The sequence below is a fragment of the Curtobacterium sp. MCBD17_035 genome, assembly GCF_003234815.2.
In the GTDB taxonomy this organism is placed as follows: domain Bacteria; phylum Actinomycetota; class Actinomycetes; order Actinomycetales; family Microbacteriaceae; genus Curtobacterium.
In genome coordinates this window covers 2,696,473-2,716,121 of record NZ_CP126279.1, presented here as the reverse complement: position 1 = coordinate 2,716,121, position 19,649 = coordinate 2,696,473, and the positions used below count along the sequence as shown (strand labels likewise).

At 72.9% G+C, this 19,649-nt stretch carries 15 protein-coding genes; 11 read left to right on the top strand and 4 right to left on the bottom strand.

What is annotated here, in order from left to right; all coding sequences use genetic code 11:
- Window positions 1-55: 55 nt before the first annotated feature.
- The 3 genes from DEI93_RS12740 (at window position 56) to DEI93_RS12730 (ending at window position 5,917) form a co-directional block, all read left to right on the top strand.
- Window positions 56-1,507 (top strand): alpha-L-fucosidase, encoded by a 1,452-nt coding sequence (locus DEI93_RS12740; RefSeq protein ID WP_111120245.1) that lies wholly within the window; start codon window positions 56-58, stop codon window positions 1,505-1,507.
- Between the two features lie 110 nt (window positions 1,508-1,617).
- Window positions 1,618-2,349, top strand: a complete 732-nt coding sequence (locus DEI93_RS12735) for an OBAP family protein (protein WP_258372296.1) — start codon at window positions 1,618-1,620, stop codon at window positions 2,347-2,349.
- Between the two features lie 244 nt (window positions 2,350-2,593).
- Complete coding sequence (locus DEI93_RS12730) at window positions 2,594-5,917, top strand: GH92 family glycosyl hydrolase (RefSeq protein ID WP_220037902.1); 3,324 nt, start codon at window positions 2,594-2,596, stop codon at window positions 5,915-5,917.
- Window positions 5,918-6,033: 116 nt separating this feature from the next.
- Here DEI93_RS12730 and DEI93_RS12725 read toward each other — a convergent pair whose 3' ends face one another.
- On the bottom strand, window positions 6,034-6,921 hold the full coding sequence (locus DEI93_RS12725) for a J domain-containing protein (protein ID WP_111120243.1): 888 nt from the start codon (window positions 6,919-6,921) through the stop codon (window positions 6,034-6,036).
- On the bottom strand, window positions 6,918-7,157 hold the full coding sequence (locus tag DEI93_RS12720) for a hypothetical protein (RefSeq protein WP_181436092.1): 240 nt from the start codon (window positions 7,155-7,157) through the stop codon (window positions 6,918-6,920). The genes DEI93_RS12725 and DEI93_RS12720 overlap by 4 nt, the downstream gene beginning before the upstream one ends.
- A 522-nt stretch (window positions 7,158-7,679) precedes the next feature.
- On the opposite strand from DEI93_RS12720, the gene DEI93_RS12715 reads away from it, so the two are divergent.
- The 7 genes from DEI93_RS12715 to DEI93_RS12685 all read left to right on the top strand — a co-directional run bounded on the left by DEI93_RS12715 (window position 7,680) and on the right by DEI93_RS12685 (window position 16,173).
- Entirely contained in the window at window positions 7,680-8,171 is a 492-nt protein-coding gene (locus DEI93_RS12715) for a DUF4126 family protein (protein WP_111072395.1), read from the top strand.
- Window positions 8,172-8,306: 135 nt separating this feature from the next.
- Window positions 8,307-9,692: an MFS transporter gene (locus tag DEI93_RS12710; protein ID WP_111120278.1), complete on the top strand. Its 1,386-nt coding sequence runs from the start codon at window positions 8,307-8,309 to the stop codon at window positions 9,690-9,692.
- Between the two features lie 135 nt (window positions 9,693-9,827).
- Window positions 9,828-11,372, top strand: coding sequence for a Mur ligase family protein (locus DEI93_RS12705; RefSeq protein ID WP_111120242.1), 1,545 nt, complete (start codon window positions 9,828-9,830; stop codon window positions 11,370-11,372).
- Between the two features lie 239 nt (window positions 11,373-11,611).
- The gene (locus DEI93_RS12700; RefSeq protein ID WP_111120277.1) at window positions 11,612-12,823 is read left to right on the top strand and encodes a zinc-dependent alcohol dehydrogenase; all 1,212 of its coding nucleotides are present in this window, start codon (window positions 11,612-11,614) and stop codon (window positions 12,821-12,823) included.
- Window positions 12,824-12,916: 93 nt separating this feature from the next.
- On the top strand, window positions 12,917-14,392 hold the full coding sequence (glmU, locus tag DEI93_RS12695; protein WP_111010984.1) for a bifunctional UDP-N-acetylglucosamine diphosphorylase/glucosamine-1-phosphate N-acetyltransferase GlmU: 1,476 nt from the start codon (window positions 12,917-12,919) through the stop codon (window positions 14,390-14,392).
- 8 nt (window positions 14,393-14,400) lie between these two features.
- On the top strand, window positions 14,401-15,378 hold the full coding sequence (locus DEI93_RS12690; protein WP_111010985.1) for a ribose-phosphate diphosphokinase: 978 nt from the start codon (window positions 14,401-14,403) through the stop codon (window positions 15,376-15,378).
- Between the two features lie 6 nt (window positions 15,379-15,384).
- Entirely contained in the window at window positions 15,385-16,173 is a 789-nt protein-coding gene (locus tag DEI93_RS12685) for a putative protein N(5)-glutamine methyltransferase (protein ID WP_111120241.1), read from the top strand.
- 84 nt (window positions 16,174-16,257) lie between these two features.
- Here DEI93_RS12685 and DEI93_RS12680 read toward each other — a convergent pair whose 3' ends face one another.
- Window positions 16,258-17,238, bottom strand: coding sequence for an aldo/keto reductase (locus DEI93_RS12680; RefSeq protein ID WP_111010987.1), 981 nt, complete (start codon window positions 17,236-17,238; stop codon window positions 16,258-16,260).
- Between the two features lie 158 nt (window positions 17,239-17,396).
- Here DEI93_RS12680 and DEI93_RS12675 point away from each other — a divergent pair, with 158 nt between their 5' ends.
- A complete protein-coding gene (locus tag DEI93_RS12675; RefSeq protein WP_111120240.1) occupies window positions 17,397-18,428 on the top strand; it encodes a zinc-dependent alcohol dehydrogenase family protein in 1,032 nt (343 codons plus the stop codon).
- Between the two features lie 30 nt (window positions 18,429-18,458).
- On the opposite strand, the gene DEI93_RS12670 is transcribed toward DEI93_RS12675, so the two are convergent.
- Window positions 18,459-19,562, bottom strand: coding sequence for a saccharopine dehydrogenase family protein (locus DEI93_RS12670; protein ID WP_111012353.1), 1,104 nt, complete (start codon window positions 19,560-19,562; stop codon window positions 18,459-18,461).
- Window positions 19,563-19,649 lie beyond the last annotated feature (87 nt).

Sequence of the window (19,649 nt, the reverse complement as noted above, 5' to 3'; positions counted from 1 at the left end):
TCCCGGAGCGGCCGCCACGAGTGCCGTCAGCCCACTGGATCCCGCGTTGGCGGCGATGGTCGCAGTGCGCCCCTCTCAGCGGCAGTTGGCGTGGCAGGCGATGGAGTTCACCGCGTTCGTCCACTTCGGCATGAACACGATGACCGACCGTGAATGGGGTGCGGGACACGAGGACCCGGCGCTCTTCGATCCCGAGGACGTCGACACGGACCAGTGGATGGCAGCGGTCGCGAGCGCCGGCATGACCGGGGTGATCCTGACCGCCAAGCACCACGACGGCTTCTGTCTCTGGCCGAGCGCCGTGACCCGCCACTCCGTGGCCGCATCGCCCTGGCGCGGGGGGCACGGCGACCTGGTCGGCGAGGTCGCGGACGCCGCCCGGCGCCACGGTCTCCGGTTCGGCGTCTACCTGTCGCCGTGGGACCGGACCGAGGCGTCCTACGGTTCGGGCCGCGCGTACGACGACTTCTACGTGGCCCAGCTCACGGAGCTGCTCACCGGGTACGGCGACGTGTTCTCGGTGTGGTTCGACGGTGCCAACGGCGAGGGACCGAACGGTCGACGCCAGGTGTACGACTGGGACCGGTACTACGCCGTCATCCGCGAACTCCAACCGGGCGCGGTCATCAACGTCTGCGGCCCGGACGTCCGCTGGTGTGGGAACGAGGCCGGGCACACCCGCGCCGACGAGTGGAGCGTCGTGCCGCGTGCGCTGCAGGACGCCGAGCGCATCGCCGAACGATCCCAGCAGGTCGACGACGGCACCTTCACCACGCTGGTGCGGAGCGACGAGGAGGATCTGGGCAGCCGAGCCGCCCTCGCCGGGCACGAGGACGACCTGGTCTGGTACCCGGCCGAGGTGAACACGTCGATCCGCCCCGGTTGGTTCCACCACCCGGCCGAGGATGACGCGGTCCGCAGCGTCGACGAGCTGTTCGCGATCCACCGGTCGGCGGTGGGCGGCAACGCGGGGTTCCTGCTGAACGTCCCGCCGACACGAGCCGGTCGGATCGCGGAGCCCGACGTCGCGGTGCTCGCCGAGCTCGGCGAACGGATCGCGGACCAGCGTCGGCGCGTCGTCGAGGCGGACGTCGAGCCGTCGAGCGGTGTGGTCCGAACTGGCGGCGATGGCTGGCCGCGCCCCGACATCGGCTCGCCCGGCGGTCCGGCGCTCGACCTCGCGAACGGCACCGGTCGGTGGGAGCCCGAGCCGGGCGATGCGTCGCCGCACCTCACCCTGCGACTGGCCGAGCCGACGGTCGTCGAGGCCGTCGTCATCAAGGAGGAGATCGCCGTCGGGCAGCGCATCGAGCGCGCTGTCGTGACGGCGGCCCTTCGGGGTGCACTCGTCCTGCGCGCTGAGTTCGGTGCGGTCGGCTACCAGCGCATCGTCCCGCTCGCCCCCGAACTCGTCGACACCGTGACGATCGAGATCCGGCTCTCCCGCGCCGTCCCGGTGATCGCGGGCGTCGCAGTGGTCAGGGCGGCGGTGGCACCCGGCGGATGAGCGGGGGGCGTGTGCCCGCGAGGGCGGTGTCCGGCGCCCCGGGTCCTGAGGTTGCTGGCAGGCGGCGCGGAGTGCGATGAGCAGGAGTTCCGAGCCTGAGGAGATGCATCGTGCCCCTTAATCCAGCTGTCGCGAACCGCTCGACCGGTGTCGTGCCTCCCGGCCGGCCCGGCGGGTTCGAACTCGCCCTGCTCGACCGCGGCGCCGACGTCCTACAGACCACCGCACCGTTGGCCGGGTTCGACGTCTACGTCGTCGGTTTCCACTGCGTCAAGGGGGAGCCGGACCTGCAGATGGAGGCGCACCACTTCTGCAAGGTGGTGAACGCGGACATGCTCCAGTGCGTCCTCTTCGACGGCAACACGCGCGACGCGAACCTGATCGGCATCGAGTACATCGTCTCCGAGGCGTTGTACGGAACGCTCCCCGAGGAGGAACGGGCCGCGTGGCACCCGCACAACCACGAGGTGTTCTCCGGGGAACTCGTCGCGCCCGGACTGCCGGTCGCCATCGAGACGGAGCTGATGGGGCACCTCGTCAACTCGTACGGCAAGACCTGGCACACCTGGCACAGCACGCCGATGGGGGAGCACCCGCCGCAGCCGTTGCCCCTCGGCGACCCGATGCTCATGTGGTCGTTCAACCGCGAGGGCGAGGTCGACGAGGCCCTGCGTCGGGACCGCAACGCCGCGATGCACACGGACCCCGAGCCGCGGAAGGCGTCCCGGGCGAAGTACCTCGACCGGGCGCATCCGCAGCAGGGGGTCGCGACGATGCGCGACGCCTTCAGCGGGACGAGTCCGACTCCCGGCGTGATCGACGCGCAGGACGGGCGCCCCTGACCCGCTGGCCGCGACCTGCGCGCGCAGTGCGACCCTGAGGCTCCGGAACGGTGTCCGCCCTTGTGCGGACCTGCCCCCCGTTCGTGGGGGACGATCCGTGCGGAATGCTTTACTCCACCCGTTCCCCGGGTCCAGCATGACGCCATCCAGTTGATAGCGACGTCACTGCGATCGGGGTTCGACCGTGGCGTGCGCCGCTGCGATCGAAGGGGAACCCTTGTCGAAATTCCGTCGACCTCCAGCAGTGTTGCTGGGGGTCTCCGTCGCGGCGCTCGCCGCAGCGGCCCTCGTGCCGTCCGGCGTCGCGCAAGCGGCGCCCACATACGTCAGCGACCCCGCGTCCCTGGTGGACCCGATCATCGGGACATCCGGCGCGGTGGACGATTTCCCCGGGGCCGACGTGCCCTTCGGGATGGTCCAGTGGAGCCCGGACACGCCGTCCCGGCCAGCTGGCGGCGGCTACGAGTACAACGACTCGTCGGTGACCGGCTTCAGCCTGACGCACATCTCCGGTCCCGGGTGCGCCGCGTCGGGTGACATCCCGATCCTGCCGACGAGCGGCTCGGTCGGTGCATCGCCGGACGCCGCGACGCTCCCGCTGGACCACGCCGCGGAGACCGCGCACGCGGGCTCCTACGAGCTGACCGCGGGTGGGATCACGAGCGAGCTCACCTCGACGCTCCGCACGGGAGCGGGCCGGTTCACGTTCCCCAAGGACGCGCAGGCGAACCTCCTCCTCAAGCTGTCCGACAGCGCAGCGGGTTCCTCGGCGACCAGCTTCCGTGTCGTCGGACCGAAGGAGATCCAGGGATCGGTGACGAGCGGGGACTTCTGCGGGGCGACCGACAAGTACACGCTCTACTTCGACATGACCTTCGACCACGCCATCACCGGCTACGGGACCTACCAGGACTCGACGGTGGACGCTGGCGCCAAGCAGGCCACGGTCACCCGGAACCTCGCGCCGCGCAGCGCCTCGGGCAAGGCGGGCACCCTGCAGCCGCGCTCGTCCACCGGGCAGCGGCAGACCGTGCCGAACGTGACCGGCAAGGCCTCGCCCGGCGCGACCGGCGGGGCGGGCGCCACCGCAACCTCCCCGCAGACCAGGTCGCGTGCGGCCGCGCCGCCGGTCGAGGGAGCCGACGGCGCGTACGTCAGCTTCGACACGTCGTCGAAGGCGACCGTGCAGACGAACGTCGGCATCTCCTACGTGAGCACGGCGAACGCCAAGAAGAACCGCACGACCGAGAACGGCACGTTCGCGTTCGACCACGTCGAGAGCGCCGCGACGGCGTCCTGGAACGCGATCTTCTCGAAGATCCAGGTCGGGGGCGGCGACACCGCCGCGCAGAAGACGTTCTACACCGCGATGTACCACGCGCTGCTGCACCCGAACGTCTTCAGTGATGTGAACGGGCAGTACGCCGGCTTCGACGGGCAGGTCCACACCGCTGCGAAGGGACACACCGAGTACGCCAACTACTCCGGCTGGGACATCTACCGCAGCCAGGTCCAGCTCGCCGCCACCGTCGCACCGCAGCAGACGAGCGACTCCGTCCGGTCGATGCTCAACCAGTACGACCAGACGGGACAGCTGCCGAAGTGGGCGCTGAACAACGGGGAGTCGTACGTCATGGTCGGGGACCCGGCGGACGCGATCATCGCCGACGCGTACGCGTTCGGGGCCCGCGACTTCGACACCTCGGCCGCGCTCGCCGCCATGCAGCGTGAGGCGAACGAGCCGAACGACGTGCGTCCCGCCCTGTCGGCGTACGAGGACGACGGCTACATCCCCATCGACGGCTCCTACGGCTGCTGCAACTTCTACGGCGCCGTCTCGACGCAGCAGGAGTACAACACGGCCGACCACGCCATCGCGTCCTTCGCGACCGCCATCGGCAAGGGGAGCGTCGCGCACCAGTACCAGGAGCGCGCGAACAACTGGCAGAACGTCTTCAACCCGGCCTCGGGGTACCTGCAGCCGAAGAACACGAACGGCGTGTTCACGGCCGGGTTCTCCCCGACCTCGTCCCAGGGCTTCGTCGAGGGGTCCGCGGCGCAGTACACGCCGATGGAGCCGTTCGACATCGCGGGGCTGATCGCGGCGGACGGCGGGAAGAAGGCCTGGAACGCCAAGCTCGACGCGCTGACCTCGACGATCAAGAACCCGACCAGCGCGAACGCCGACTTCGGGAACGAGCCGAGCATCGAGATCCCGTGGGAGTACGACTACACGGGCGAGCCGTGGAAGACCCAGTCGACGGTGCGGAGCATCCAGCAGCAGATCTTCACGAACCAGCCCGCGGGGATCGCCGGCAACGACGACCTCGGCACGATGAGCGCCTGGTACGTCTGGTCGGCGCTCGGCTTCTTCCCGGAGACCCCGGGGACCACCGACCTGGCGCTCGGCAGCCCGGTGTTCGCGAACGTCGCGATCCACCTGCCGTCGGGAGGGACGCTGACGGAGTCGGCGCCGGCTGCGTCCACCACGAACCAGTACGTCCAGAGCATGACGTCGAACGGCGCGAGCTGGTCGCACGCGTACCTGGACCCGTCGCTGATCACGAAGGGGGGTTCGGTGACCTTCGCACTCGGAGCGAAGCCGAACACGTCCCTCGCCGCGGCGGCCGGTGACGCGCCGCCGTCCGACACCACGGGGCTGGCGTCCGCGCTCGGCTCCACGGACCAGAGCGTCGTCGTGACGGCGCCCGGGACCGCGGCGACGGTGCACCTCGGCGTCCGCAACCTGACCGTGAAGAAGCAGACCGTCTCGTGGTCGGCCGCGCCCGCGGGGTCCTCGGGCACCTCCGCCGGGACGTCCGCCGGTCCGGCCTCGGGATCGCTCGTCCTCGCGGCGAACGGCACGGGCACCGCGACCGTCGGCATCACCGCGCCGACGACCGAGGGCCGGTACACGCAGACGTTCACCTTCCGCGACCAGGCGGGCAACCGCCTGCCGAACGTCACGGTCGAGGTGGACGTGGCGAAGCCGGGCGAACTGTGGCCGTTCTACGACGACGCGGGCATCGCGCAGGACGGGCAGAGCCTGTCCTCGACCTACGACGGCGAGGGATGGTCGTACTCGGCGCAGGCGCTCGCGGCGGCCGGGCTCACGCTCGGTGGCACGGTGCAGTCCGACGGGCTCACCTACACGCTGCCGGACACCACGCCGGGTGACTTCGACAACATCCAGGCCGGCGGACAGACGGTTCCCCTCCAGGGCACCGCGGGTGCGACCCGCCTCGGCATCCTCGGGAGCGCCACGAACGGCGACCCCGACTCGACCGGGACGTTCACCGTCCACTACACGGACGGGACGACCTCGACGCTGACCCTCGGGTTCAGCGACTGGACGCTCAACGCCGGCTCCTCGCAGCCCACGGCGGGCGAACAGGTCGTGGCCGACTCGGCGTACCGCGACACCTCGAGCGGTGGTCGTGACCCGGTGCACGCGTACCTGTTCACGACGAGCGGTGCGCTGACGGCGGGCAAGACGGTGTCGAGCGTCACCCTCCCGGCGACGACGAACGCGGGCACGCTCCACGTGTTCGCCTTCGCGATCGGCTAGGAGGCCCGCAGCCGGCTGCCGATCGGCGGCCGGTTCGGAGGCGCGTGGCGGCCCCGGTGGACTCGGTCCACCGGGGCCGTTCGCGCTGTCATCGCGCGGAGGAGCGGGCCGCCGGCTCAGCCCGGACAGCTCGCTTCGTCGAGGTCGATGTAGAAGTCGCGGTGGCCTCGCGGGATCGGCACGACCACGTGGTTCGTCCGGTCCGCGACGAGCGGCGTGCGGACGGTGACGAGGCTGCTCGGCACGCGGTCGTCGTACTGGGTCAGACCCCAGCGCAGTTCAGCGTCGCGGCAGCTCCCGAGCGGCGTGATGTCGACGTCGAAGCACCCGGTGTTCGTCGTGCAGTCGGTCGCGGTCGAGAGGACCCGCCAGTTGCTGCGGGTCAGTTCGATCCACCCCGCCGCTGCCGCGTCGCGCGCGCCACCGGAGTGTGCGACGCGCCCGGTCCTGCCCGTCGGCGCAGACGAGGCGTGCGTGCCCGTCCTGTCGTACGACCCCGTCGCGCTGCCCGAGGACGACGTGGCCTGGCTGACCACGCCCGCCCCGAGGAAGGCCACGGCCACGAGCGCGATCGACGCCACGACCAGCGTCCGCATCCCGAACCGGCGCACGGGCCGTCGGGGCGTGACGGGTCCGTCCCACGGTTGCGCGGTCGACTCCGCCCGTGCCACGAACTCGTCGAAGGACAACGGCACCGGGCGGGCGCGCGGCGGATCGGCGGCTGTGTTCGAGCCCTGCGTCGGGCCTCCCGGCCGGTCCGCAGCCGCGGTGCGTGGCGCGGGCGCCGGGGCGGCGGCGAGGAGGGCGTCCTTCGCATCGGTGATGCGCGCGAACTCGCGGTTCGCCGCGCGGCGCTCGACCTCGCTCGCGTCGACGAAGCGGTCCGGGTGGACGAGGCGCGCCCGCAATCGGTACGCCGCGGCGATCTCGCTGCGCGAGGCGCCCGCGGGCACGTCGAGGACGATCGCGGCGACGTCGGGTGTCATCGTCTCCTGGCGGCTCATGCGGTCGCCCGGAACTCGGCGAGGTACCGCTCGTAGGCGGCCCGGTCGGTCGCAGCCTGCGTGGCAACCGCCGTCTGGAGGACGGTCCGCCAGGCCACGCGTCGTGCGTCGACGACCTCGAAGACGCCGGTGAGGACCCGGACGAGCCCGACCAGGATGCCGATGCTGGCGAGTGCGAACGCGGTCATCGGGGTGAACGCCGCGAGGACCGTGACGGCGGTCGACACCGCGACCACGGCGCTGGCAACGGTGAGCCTCCGGACGGGCGGGCCGATGACAGGGGCAGCCGCGCGACGCCAGGCCGCGCCGTTCCGTCGCCAGAAGACCCAGCCGGGCGGGGCGCTCGGCGGGCGGCCGTTCGCGACGGGGGGTGTCCATCCCGGCGGCGGTGTCCAGCCCTGACGGCGGACCACCCAGTCGGCCGGCGGGCTCGGCCACCCCGGCGGCGCGTTGAATCGGAGCGGCACCTGCCGCAGCTCGGCGACCATCCACACCCCCGGTCCGACCGTCGTCCTGACGGTGGCCCCCACCGTACTGATGCAGACGGACGGTCGGGAGTCCCGCGAACGGGCGACCGGCGCCCGCTGACGGCCCACACGGCCCCGACGCCCGGTGACCGCGTGCCGGGCGCTGGATGGTGCCGCCGCAACCCGCTCGGTCGTCGCGTTCCACGTCACCCGTCGGCGGGCTGGGTCCCCGTCGACCCGCGGTCGGTAGCCTCGCGCGAGAACCACATCCGCCACCACGAGGAGCCCACCATGCCGAGCACCACCACGCTGTCCATCCCGGCCCGGGCACTGCTGCTCGGCGTGTTCACGGGCGCCCGGTCCGCCACGCCCCTCGCGGTCCTCGCGCTGCAGCACGATCGCCCCTCGCTCCAGGGTGCCTGGCAGCAGTGGCCCGTGTTCCGCTCGCCCGTCGGCCGAGGCGCCCTCGTCGCCTCGGCGGCCGGGGAGCTCGTCGCCGACAAGCTCCCCGTCACGCCCAGTCGGCTGAAGCCCGGGGCGCTCCTCGGACGCGTCACGGCCGGTGCGATCGCCGGGCTCGTCATCGGGAGCGTGGGCGGCAGCAGTGTGTCGCGCCTCCAGACCGCGGTGCTCGGTGGCGTCGGCGCGGTGATCGGGAGCTACGCGGGCTACCTCGGCCGCACGGCCCTCGGCTGGGTCAGCGGCCTGCCGGACCCGGTCGTCGCGCTCGTCGAGGACGCGATCACGGTCGCGGGGGCGACCGCGGTGGTCACCGCCGACTGACCGACGGACGGGAGGGGCGGGGCCAGCGGCTGCGCCCCTCCCGTCCGGCTCCGGTCGGCCGTGTCAGCGCGTGTGATCGCCGCCGACCGCCAGCGCCGCGACCCGCGCGACACCCGGCTCCGCTACGGTTCGCCCATGGCAGCAACGGCGCCCCCGCAGCGCACCGACCGGCGTGGCCTCGTCGCGTGGGCGCTCTGGGACTGGGGGTCGGCCGCGTTCAACGCCGTCGTCACGACGTTCGTCTTCAGCACCTACCTGGCCAGTCGCGCGTTCGTCGACCCCGCCCTCGTCGCGCACGAGCACGGTGCAGCCGGGCGGCGGGCGGTCGAGGCAGCCCTCGCCCACAACGCGACCGTGGTGTCGGTCGCGCTGACGATCGCCGGCGTCGTCGTCGCGCTCATCGCACCGGCGATCGGCCGGTTCGCCGACGCGTCCGGGCACCGGAAGCGGTCCGTGCTGCTCGCGACGATCGGCATCGTGCTGAGCATCGGGTGCATGGTGTTCGTCGCGCCCGCCCAGCCGTACCTCGTGCTCGGGGCGTCCCTCCTCGGCATCGGCACGGTCGCGTACGAGATCGCCAGCGTCGGCTACAACGCGATGCTCGGGCAGGTCGCCCCCGAGGGCCGGACCGGCCGGGTGTCCGGCATCGGCTGGGCCGCCGGGTACTTCGGGGGCATCGTGCTGCTCGTCGTCCTGCTCGTGCTGTGCATCCAGGACTTCGGCTCGCCCGACCGCGCGGGACTGCTCGGCCTGCCGTCGACCGTGGCGGGTGGGGAGTGGAGCGTCCGGGTCGCGATCGGCATCGCCGCGCTGTGGCTCGCGGCCTCGTCGGTGCCGCTGTTCGTCGTCGTGCCCGAGGCCACCCGCGGACCGGCGCGGCGCAGCGGCGTCCTCACCGCCTACGCCGACCTCGGCCGCGACGTCGCCCGACTGTGGCGCGAGCGGCGCGACCTCCTCATGTTCCTCGTCGCGAGCGCCGTGTTCCGCGACGGCCTCGCCGCCGTGTTCACATTCGGGGCGATCATCGCCGCGCAGGTGTTCGGGTTCTCGTCGTCCGAGGTCATCCTGTTCGCGATCGCGGCGAACGTCGTCGCGGGCATCGCCACCGTCGTGTCCGGACGGCTCGACGACCGCTTCGGCTCGCGCGCGCTCATCCTCGCCGCGCTCGTCGGACTCGTCGCGTGCGGCACGGGCGTCCTGTTCATCGGCACCGCGCAGCAGGGATTCTGGGTGCTCGGCCTCGCACTGTGTCTGTTCGTCGGCCCGGTGCAGTCGTCGAGCCGCGCCTACCTCGCGCGCCTCGCGACCCCCGGGCGCGAGGGCGAGCTCTTCGGTCTGTACGCCACCACGGGCCGGGCGGCGAGCTTCCTGGCACCCGCGCTGTTCGGACTGGCCGTGACGATCGGCGGATCCACGCGGTTCGGCATCCTCGGCATCGTCGCGGTGCTGCTCGCCGGGCTCGTGCTCATGCTCTTCGTCCGGGTGCAGCGCGCGCAGCCGGCATCCCTCGGGCGGGCCTGAGCCGACGCGCAGTCGGGTGCGCGGGGGCAGCACGCGTCCCCCTCCTCGCCGTCGCCTGAACGGCACGTACCCCGACCCGCACCTCTCCGGCGTAGCGTCGCGCTGTCCTGAGCCACGACGACGAGGAGTCGACCGGTGTCCGATGCGTTCCGGCCCCGCAACCCGACGGGCACCGCGCTCCGTGCCCTCGCCGAGGTCGTCGGCGCGACCACGCCGACCGCCGTCCCCGACGACCTGCGCGTGACCGGCGTCGCCGTCGAGGACGGCGAGGTCCGCCCCGGGGACCTGTTCGTCGCGATGCCCGGTGCCCACACGCACGGCGTCCGGTTCGTCCCGGCCGCGTTGTCGGCGGGGGCCGTCGCGGTCCTCACCGACGCGGCGGGTGCCGAGGCGCTCGCGGCGTCGACCGTGCCGGTCCTCGTCGTGCCGTCACCCCGCGCCGTGCTCGGTCGGACGGCGGCGGTCGTGTTCGGGACGTCCGCGCCGTCCGCGACGCTGTTCGGCGTCACCGGCACGAACGGCAAGACGTCGAGCGTGTACCTGCTCGACGCGGTCATGCGCCGACTCGGGTGGCGGACCGCGCTGACCTCCACCGCCGAGCGCCACGTGGGCGACCGGGTCATCGCGAGCCGGCTGACGACCCCCGAGGCGAGCGAGCTCCACGGGTTCCTCGCCGCGGCCCTGGAACACGGTGCCGACGGCGTCGCCCTCGAGATCAGCGCGCAGGCCCTGTCCCGGCACCGGGTGGACGGGGTGGTCGTCGACGTCGCCGGGTTCACGAACCTCAGCCACGACCACCTGGACGAGTACGCCGACCTCGACGCGTACCTGGCGGCCAAGGCGCTCCTGTTCCGCCCCGACCGATCGCGGCGCGCGGTCGTGTCGCTCGACTCGGCCGCCGGTGTGCGCATCGCGGCGTCCGCCGAGGTCCCCCTGACGACGATCACCTCGCGCCCGGACACGGCCGCCGACTGGCACGTCACCGTCCTCGAGCAGCGCCCGGACGCCACGCGGTTCCGGCTCGACGGCCCCGGGGGAGCGACCGTCACCACCGAGGTGCCCCTGCTCGGCGTGCACATGGCGGCGAACACGGGACTCGCGATCGTCATGCTCGCCGCCTCGGGCGTGCCGTTCCCGGACCTCGTGCGCGCGGTCGGCGCTCGGCTCGACGTCGACGTCCCCGGGCGCATGGCGGACGCGTCCGCGGCCACCGGGCCACGGGTCTTCGTCGACTTCGCGCACACTCCCGACGCGTTCGAGAAGAGCCTGATCGCCATGCGGGCGTTCACGGTCGGGCCGCTCGTCATGGTGGTCGGCGCGGACGGGGACAAGGACCCGACCAAGCGCGCGGGCATGGGCGAGGTCGGGGCCCGGCACGCCGACGTCGTCATCGTCGCGGACCACCACCCCCGGCACGAGGACCCGGACGCCATCCGCGCGGCGATCCTCGCCGGCGCGCGCGGGGCGGGAACCGACACGACCATCCTCGAGATCGCCGATCCGCCCACCGCGATCCGCGCCGCCCTCCGCCACGCGGGAGCGGACGGGGCCGTGTACTGGGCCGGCCCCGGGCTGACCGACTACCGCATCATCGGCGACGCGCACGTCCCCTACTCGTCGTACGAGGACGCCGGGGTGGCGCTCGCCGAGGCCGGATGGGGCGTCGGCGTCGAGGCCTGAGGCGGCGGCGCGGCCCGCGCGGCCAGGACCGGGTCCGGGAGGCCCGGCAGCGGGTCCGGGAGGCCCGGCACCGCGTCCGACGTCGCCGACGTGCGCCGTGCCTCCCGGTCGGACCGCCGACCCTGGCAGTGCCGTCCCCCGGGCTCGCACCGGCATCCGCGTACCGTCCAGCGCGCCCCGAGATCCGGGGATCCGCGACGCTCGTGCGCGAGGCGCGGCAGGACGTGAGGAGCACGCTCATGAAGGCAGTCGTCTGGCACGGCATCGGCGACATCCGACTCGACGAGGTCCCCGAGCCGACGATCCAGGACCCGCACGACGCGATCGTCCGCGTCACCCGGAGCGCGATCTGCGGCACCGACCTGCACTTCGTCCGCGGGACGATGGCCCCGATGCAGGAGGGCACGATCCTCGGTCACGAGGCCGTGGGCGTCGTCACGCAGGTCGGCGACGCCGTCCGCGGATTCAGTGCAGGCGACCGCGTCGTCATCAACTCCACGATCTCGTGCGGCGCCTGTCGGTACTGCCGGATGGGCAAGACGGCGCAGTGCGACGTGGCGAATCCGAACGGTCCGCAGGCCGGCACGAGTTTCTTCGGTGGCCCGGTGTCGACCGGTCCCGTGGACGGACTCCAGGCCGAGTACGTGCGCGTCCCCTGGGCGCAGAACACCATGCACGGGTTGCCCGAGAACGTGAGCGACGAGCAGGCGATCCTGCTGTCCGACATCTTCCCGACCGGGTGGTTCGGCGCCGAGCTGGCCGGTGTCAGCCGTGGTGACGTGGTCGTCGTGTTCGGAGCGGGCATCGTCGGCCAGTTCGCGATCGCCTCGGCGTTCAAGCAAGGCGCGGGTCGCGTGATCGTCGTGGACGGCCAGGAGACCCGGCTGGCCCAGGCCCTGGCGCAGCACGCCGAGGTCGTCGACTTCAACCGCGAGGACCCCGTCCAGGCGGTCATGGACCTGACGAACGGGATCGGCGCGGACTGCGTCATCGACGCGGTCGGGGTCGACGCCGAGCGCCCGAAGCAGGGACCCGCCGCGGTCTCCGCCGACGAGGCCGAGCAGTTCGACGCCGAGGTCGCCTCGATCGCTCCCGACGCGCAGCCTCGGGGCGACCAGTGGAAGCCGGGCGACGGACCCTCGCAGGTCGCGCGCTGGGCGGTGCAGGTCGTCGCGAAGTACGGCCGCATCGGGATCATCGGCGTGTACTCGCCGACCGTCGACGCCTACCCGATCGGCGAGGCCATGAACAAGAACCTCACGATCCGTGCGGGGAACTGCGATCACCACTCCGTCACGCCGCCGCTCATCGACCTCGTCGCGAGCGGGCAGTTCGACCCGACGACCCTGATCACCCAGCATGAGGCCATCACGGACGCGATCGCGGCGTACGAGGCGTTCGACCGGCGCGAGGACGGCTGGACCAAGGTGGAGCTGACGCTCGTCGGTTGACCGACGGCGTGTCGGCCGGGAGGCGCGGCACCGGACCCGACGCCGGGCCCGTGTGTCGTCCCTCCCGGCCGCGAACCGGGCCAGGATGGGAGCATGACCGACCAGCCGATCGCCGTGGTCGTCCTCGCCGCCGGGCAGGGCACCCGCATGAAGTCCGCGACCCCCAAGGTGCTCCACCGGCTCGCCGGACTCCCGCTCATCGCCCACGTGCTCCGCACCGCGGAGTCCCTCGCACCGGCGCACGTGGCGGTCGTCGTCCGGCACGAGCGCGAGCGCGTCGCGGCCGAGGTGACCGAGCGCATGCCGGACGCCCTCGTCGTCGACCAGGACGACGTCCCCGGCACCGGCCGTGCCGTCGAGGTGGCGGTCGCCGCGCTCCCGGCCGACTTCGACGGCGTCGTCGTCGTGCTCAGTGCGGACGTGCCGCTGCTCGACGCGGCGAGCGTCCGGGCCCTCGTGCAGCAGCACACCACCGCGGGCGACGCCGTGACCTTCGTCAGCGCGATCGCGCCCGACCCGACGGGACTCGGACGGATCCTCCGCGACGAGCGGGGTGCGTTCACGGGGGTCGTCGAGCACAAGGACGCCACCGACGAGCAGCGCATGATCACCGAGGCGAACGCGGGCATCTACGCGTTCGACGTCGCGCAGCTCCGCGCCGTCCTGCCGTCGATCGGCACCGACAACGCGCAGGGCGAGAAGTACATCACCGACGCGCCCGCCCTCATCGCCGCCCGGGGTGGTCGCATCGACGTCCTCACCCTGTCCGACCCGTGGCTGGTCGCCGGCGTGAACGACCGCGCCCAGCTCGCCGACGCGGGGCGCGAGCTCAACGCCCGGATCGTCCGCGCGCACCAGCTCGCCGGCGTCACGATCAAGGACCCGGCGACCACGTGGATCGACCTCGACGTCACGATCGAGCCCGACGCCGAGATCCTGCCGGGCACGCAGCTCGAGGGGGCCACGGCGATCGCGGCCGGCGCGGTCGTCGGGCCGGACACGACGCTCCGCGACACCGAGGTCGGGCCCGGGGCGACCGTCGTCCGGACCGATGCGACGCTCGCGGTCGTCGGTGCGGGGGCGACCGTCGGGCCGTTCGCGTACCTCCGGGCCGGGACGTACCTCGGCGACGACGGCAAGATCGGCACCTTCGTCGAGACGAAGAACGCCCGCATCGGCCGCGGCAGCAAGGTGCCGCACCTGTCGTACATCGGGGACGCCGAGGTGGGCGAGGGCTCGAACATCGGCGCGAACACGATCACCGCGAACTACGACGGCGTGCACAAGCACCGCACCGAGGTGGGCTCCCACGTCCGCACCGGCTCGCACAACGTCTTCGTCGCCCCGGTTAGGATTGGGGACGGGGCGTACACGGGAGCGGGAACGACGGTCCGCAAGGACGTCCCCGCCGGCTCGCTCGCCATCAGCTACGCCCCGCAGCGCATCACCGAGGGCTGGGTCGAGGAACATCGGCCCGGAACCCCTGCTGCCGAGGCCGCTGCGGCCGCGGGGGCACGACGCGCGTCCGCCCCATCCCCCCAGAGCGCGACCCCGCGGGTCGAGGAGTGAGCACACAGGTGTCCGGAATCAAGATGACCGGCCAGAAGCGACTCGTGCTGGTGTCGGGCCGAGCGCATCCGGAGCTCGCCGAGTCGATCGCGGACGAGCTCGGGCTCGACCTCGTCCCGACGGACGCCCGGACCTTCGCGAACGGCGAGCTCTACGCGCGGTTCGACGAGTCGGTCCGCGGCTGCGACGCCTTCGTCATCCAGTCCCACACCGCGCCGATCAACGAGTGGCTCATGGAGCAGCTCATCATCGTGGACGCCCTCAAGCGCGCGTCGGCCAAGCGGATCACGGTCGTCGCGCCGTTCTACCCCTACGCCCGTCAGGACAAGAAGGGTCGCGGGCGTGAGCCGATCTCGGCCCGCCTCGTCGCCGACCTGTTCAAGGCCGCCGGCGCCCACCGGATCATGAGCGTCGACCTGCACGCACCGCAGATCCAGGGGTTCTTCGACGGCCCGGTCGACCACCTGTTCGCGATGCCCGTGCTGCTCGAGCACTTCCGGCAGCTGCTCGACCCCTCGACGCTCACGGTCGTGTCGCCCGACATGGGCCGCGTCCGCGTCGCCGACATCTGGAGCGAGAAGCTCGGCGCGCCCCTCGCGATCATCCACAAGCGCCGCGACCCGCTCGTGCCGAACCAGGTCACAGTCCACGAGATCGTCGGCGACGTCTCGGGCCGCTGGTGCCTGCTCGTCGACGACCTCATCGACACCGGCCGGACGATCGCCAAGGCGGCCGAGGCCCTCAAGGCGAACGGGGCGGTCGGCGTCGTGGTCGCGGCCACGCACGCGGTGTTCTCCGACCCGGCGACCGAGCTGCTGCAGAGCGAGTTCATCGACCAGGTCGTCGTCACCGACACCCTCCCGCTCGCGCCCGACAAGCGCTGGGACCGCCTGACGATCCTGCCGATCGCGCCGCTCATCGCCCGCGCCATCCACGAGGTCTTCGACGACGGCTCCGTGACCTCGATGTTCGACGGCGCAGCGTAGCGGCGCATGCCCGACCACGACCCGGCCGCGCTCCGCGCCCTGACCGCCCGACTCCGCGCGGCCGGCAGCGTGTTCGCCGAGGACGAGGCCGCCGTCATCCTCGACGAGGCGGACGGCGACGCGGTCCGGCTGCGGAGCCTGCTGCAACGGCGCCTCGCGGGCGAACCGCTCGAGGTCGTCGTCGGGTGGGCGTCGTTCTGCGGGCACCGGGTCCGGGTGGTGCCCGGCGTGTTCGTGCCCCGTCGGCGGACCGAGCTCGTCGTCGAGGAGGCCGCCCCGTTCCTCCAGGTCGGCGACAGCGTCGTGGACCTGTGCTGCGGCGTCGGCGCGATCAGCGTCGGCCTGATCGTGACGGTGGGGCTGCTGGACCTCGTCGCGGTGGACATCGACCCGGACGCGGTCGAGGTCGCGGCCGAGAACCTGGCCGGCCGTGCCGTGGCCGTCGTCGGCGACCTGTTCGAGCCGCTGCCGGACCGCCTCCGTGGCGCTGTCACGGTCGTGGCGGTGAACGCGCCCTACGTGCCGACGGACGCCATCGCGCTGATGCCACCGGAGGCGCGTGAGCACGAGCGCCGCGTCGCGCTCGACGGCGGTGCCGACGGGCTGGACGTGCACCGGCGGATCGCCGCGGGCGTCGGCGAGTGGCTCCGCCCCGGCGGCGCCGTCGTCATCGAGGTGAGCGCAGAACAGGCAGACGCATCCGCCGCGCTCTTCACGGCCGCCGGCCTGGAGGCGCGGATCGCTCGAGACGAGGACCGTGACGCCACGGTCGTCGTCGCCGTCCGCCCCGCCTGACCCCACCCCCGCGAGATCGCAGTGGATGCCGTTCTCAGGGTGGCCTGAGCGGCAACGACTGCGATCTCGCGGGATGGGCCCGGGTCAGAAGAACGTCGGCTGCCGGCCCACGTAGTGCTCCTCGAGCGCCGCTGCCTCGTCGTCGGTTAGGTGGACGTCGAGGGCAGCCGCGGCGTCCTCGATGTGGTGCACCTTGGTGGCGCCGACGATGGGCGCGTCCACGACCGGGTTGCGCAGCACCCACGCGAGCGCGACCTGCGCCATGCTGACCCCGCGCTCGTCGGCGATCCGCGCCACCGCGTCGACGATGCCCTCGTCCGAGTCGAGTCGGACGGGGTTCCCCTTCGGGTCGCGTTCCGGCTCGTCACCGGCGCGGGCGGTGTTCTGCTCGCTCCACGGGCGTGCCAGCTTGCCGGCCTGCAGGGGACCCCACGGGATCGACCCGACGCCCTGGTCCGCGAGGAGCCCGAACATCTCTCGCTCCTCCTCGCGCTGCACGAGGCTGTACTGGTTCTGCATGGACACGAATCGCGTCCACCCACCGAGGTCCGCTGCGGCCTGCAGCTTGGCGAACTGCCACGCCCACATGCTCGACGCACCGATGTAGCGCACCTTGCCCGCCTGGATGACGTCGTGCAGGGCCTCCATCGTCTCCTCGACGGGGGTGTCCGGGTCGAACCGGTGGATCTGGTACAGGTCGATCCAGTCGGTGCCGAGTCGCTGCAGGGACTTGTCGACCTGCTCCAGGATCGCCCGACGGCTCAGTCCGGACTCGCCGGGGCCCGGGCCCATCTCACCGAACACCTTCGTGGCCAGGACGACGTCCTCGCGGCGGGTGTACTCGCGGATCGCCGCGCCGGTGACCTCTTCCGAACTGCCGCGCCCGTAGACGTTCGCGGTGTCCCAGAAGTCGATGCCGAGCTCCACCGCCCTCCGGAAGATCGGCTCCGCCGCGGCGGCGTCGAGCGTCCAGGTCTGCTGCTCGTTGCCGTTGCCGAAGCTCATGCAACCGAGCGTGATGCGGCTGACCCGCAGGCCGGTCGGTCCGAGGTGGGTGTACTCCATGCGGTCGTCTCCTGACGTCGTCGTCCTGCTCCCCTGTGTACACGCCGCACCCCTCCGCGAGATCGCAGTCGTCGCCGTTCTGCGGGTCTCCAGAGCGACGACGACTGCGATCTCGCGCAACGGGGCACGCCGCCCGTCGGGGCTGCGAGGATTGGCGCATGCGCGCAGTCCGGTACGACGCCTTCGGTGCCCAGCCCTCCGTCGTCGAGGTCGACGCCCCCGCCTGTCCGCCCGACGGCGTGGTCGTCCGGGTGGCGGCGACGGGCGTGTGCCGCAGCGACTGGCACGCATGGCGCGGACACGACGACTCGGTGCACCTGCCGCACGTCCCCGGGCACGAGTTCGCGGGCGTCGTGGCCCAGGTCGGTCCGGACGTCCACGAGCACCGCGTCGGTGACCGGGTGACGGCGCCGTTCGTGTTCGCCTGTGGCACGTGCGACGAGTGCCGCGCCGGGGCGACGCAGGTGTGCACGCGTCAGGAGCAGCCGGGGTTCACGCTGCCCGGGTCGTTCGCCGAGCAGGTCGTGGTGCCGCACGCCGACCTCAACCTCGTGCCGCTGCCCGACGCGATCGGGTTCGTCGAGGCCGCGGGGCTCGGTTGCCGGTTCGGCACGGCCTACCACGCCGTCCACGCGCGCGGGCGGGTCCAGACGGGGGAGTGGGTCGCCGTGTACGGCTGCGGCGGGGTCGGGCTGTCCACGATCGTCGTCGCGCTCGCGGCGGGGGCCCAGGTGATCGCGGTCGACGTCGCTCCCGCGGCGCTCGAACGGGCCCAGGCGCTCGGCGCCGTGACCGTGCCGAGCGGACCCGACGCCGTCGAGCGGGTGCGCGCGCTCGCCGGGGGCGGGGTCCACGTTTCCTTCGACGCGTTCGGCAGCCGGAGCACGTCGAACGCGGCGATCGAGAGCCTCCGCCCACGGGGGCGCCACGTCCAGGTCGGGCTGCTGCTCGGCGCCGAGGCCGAGCCCGCCGTCGCGATGGGCCGCGTCATCGCCCAGGAGCTCGAGCTGCTCGGGAGCCACGGGATCGCCGTCTCGGAGTACGCGGCCATGCTCGCCGCGATCGTGTCGGGGCATCTGCGGCCGGACACCACGGTCGGCCGGACCATCGGGTTCGAGGAGCTGCCCGCCACGCTCACCGGACTCGACGGACCCGCCGCGGTGCCGGGGATGACCGTGGCGGTGCTCTGACCCTGGCGGCCGGTGTCGTCGACACCCCGCTCAGGCAGGGGCGTCGACGACGACGCCGCCAGCGGCGACCGCCAGGTCGGCGCCGAACACCACGCCGGGGGTGCCCGCGCCCGGTCGGCCCTCGCCCTGGAGGAGCCGTGTCGCGACCTCGACGGCGGCTGCGGTCGTGAACACCGACGCGTCACCGAGCCGCAGCCAGCCCTCGCGCACGCGGCCGTCCGGCCACTCGACCCGTGCGTGGCCCCACGACGACGCCCGAGGGCGAGGTCGGTCCTCGAAGCGGATCGCGGACAGGCGCCCGACGACGAAGCGCCGCACGGGGGCGATCCGGAACAGGGCGGTCGCGAGCGGGAGGACGGCGCGCACCGCGGGGTTCGCGGGGGCGAGGGCCGAGGCCGCGACCACGTCGTCCGCGTCGCTCGCGAGCCAGGCCGCGAGCAGTTCACCGCTCGCGCCGCTGCCGGCGCCGACCCGGTCCCCGTCCGGCGTCGTGATGGTCCGGTAGTCCGTGACGACCCGTCGCGTGCGGACGAGTCGACCGTCCTGGACCTGCGCTCCGCCGAAGGCCGCGACGTCGGCGATGGACTCCGCCAGGGCGCTGCCGAGGGTCCCGGCTTCGGTCGCCACCGAGGCGATCGCGTCGACCCGGACGCGCCGCGGCCGGGGCTCGCCGTCGCACAGGCGCACGACGACGCTCTCGACCGCGACCACCCCGAACCCGGCGCCGGGCACGAGGACCTGTCCCGCGGCTGCCGCGCGACGGTCCTGCCGCAGGACGTCGTCGACCGCGGCGTACTCGTTCGACAGGTCGAGGTAGTGCGTGCCGTGTGGGAGCGCCCGGACGACCGGGAGCGCGGTCCGCGTGAAGGGGCCCACGGTGTTGACGACGACCCCGGGTCGTTCCCGTCCGATCGCCGCGAGGAGGTCGCTGAACCCGCCGACGACCATCCGGGGACTGCGCGCGGCCGAGCCCGGCCGCTCGGAGGCGACGGCGGACACGGCGTCCCGGACCTCCTCGAGCCGCGCTCGGTCCCGCGCTGCGAGCACCACGGGGACACCGCGGGCGTGGAGCTCCGCCGCGATCGCCCGTCCGGTGCGCCCGGTGGCCCCGAGGACCATGACCTCGTCGTGCATGTCGTGCTCCGCCCGTCCCGCGTGCCTCGATGACACGTCGTGTCGTCACGATACACGTGATGACACGACGTGTCGTGAGTAGGATCG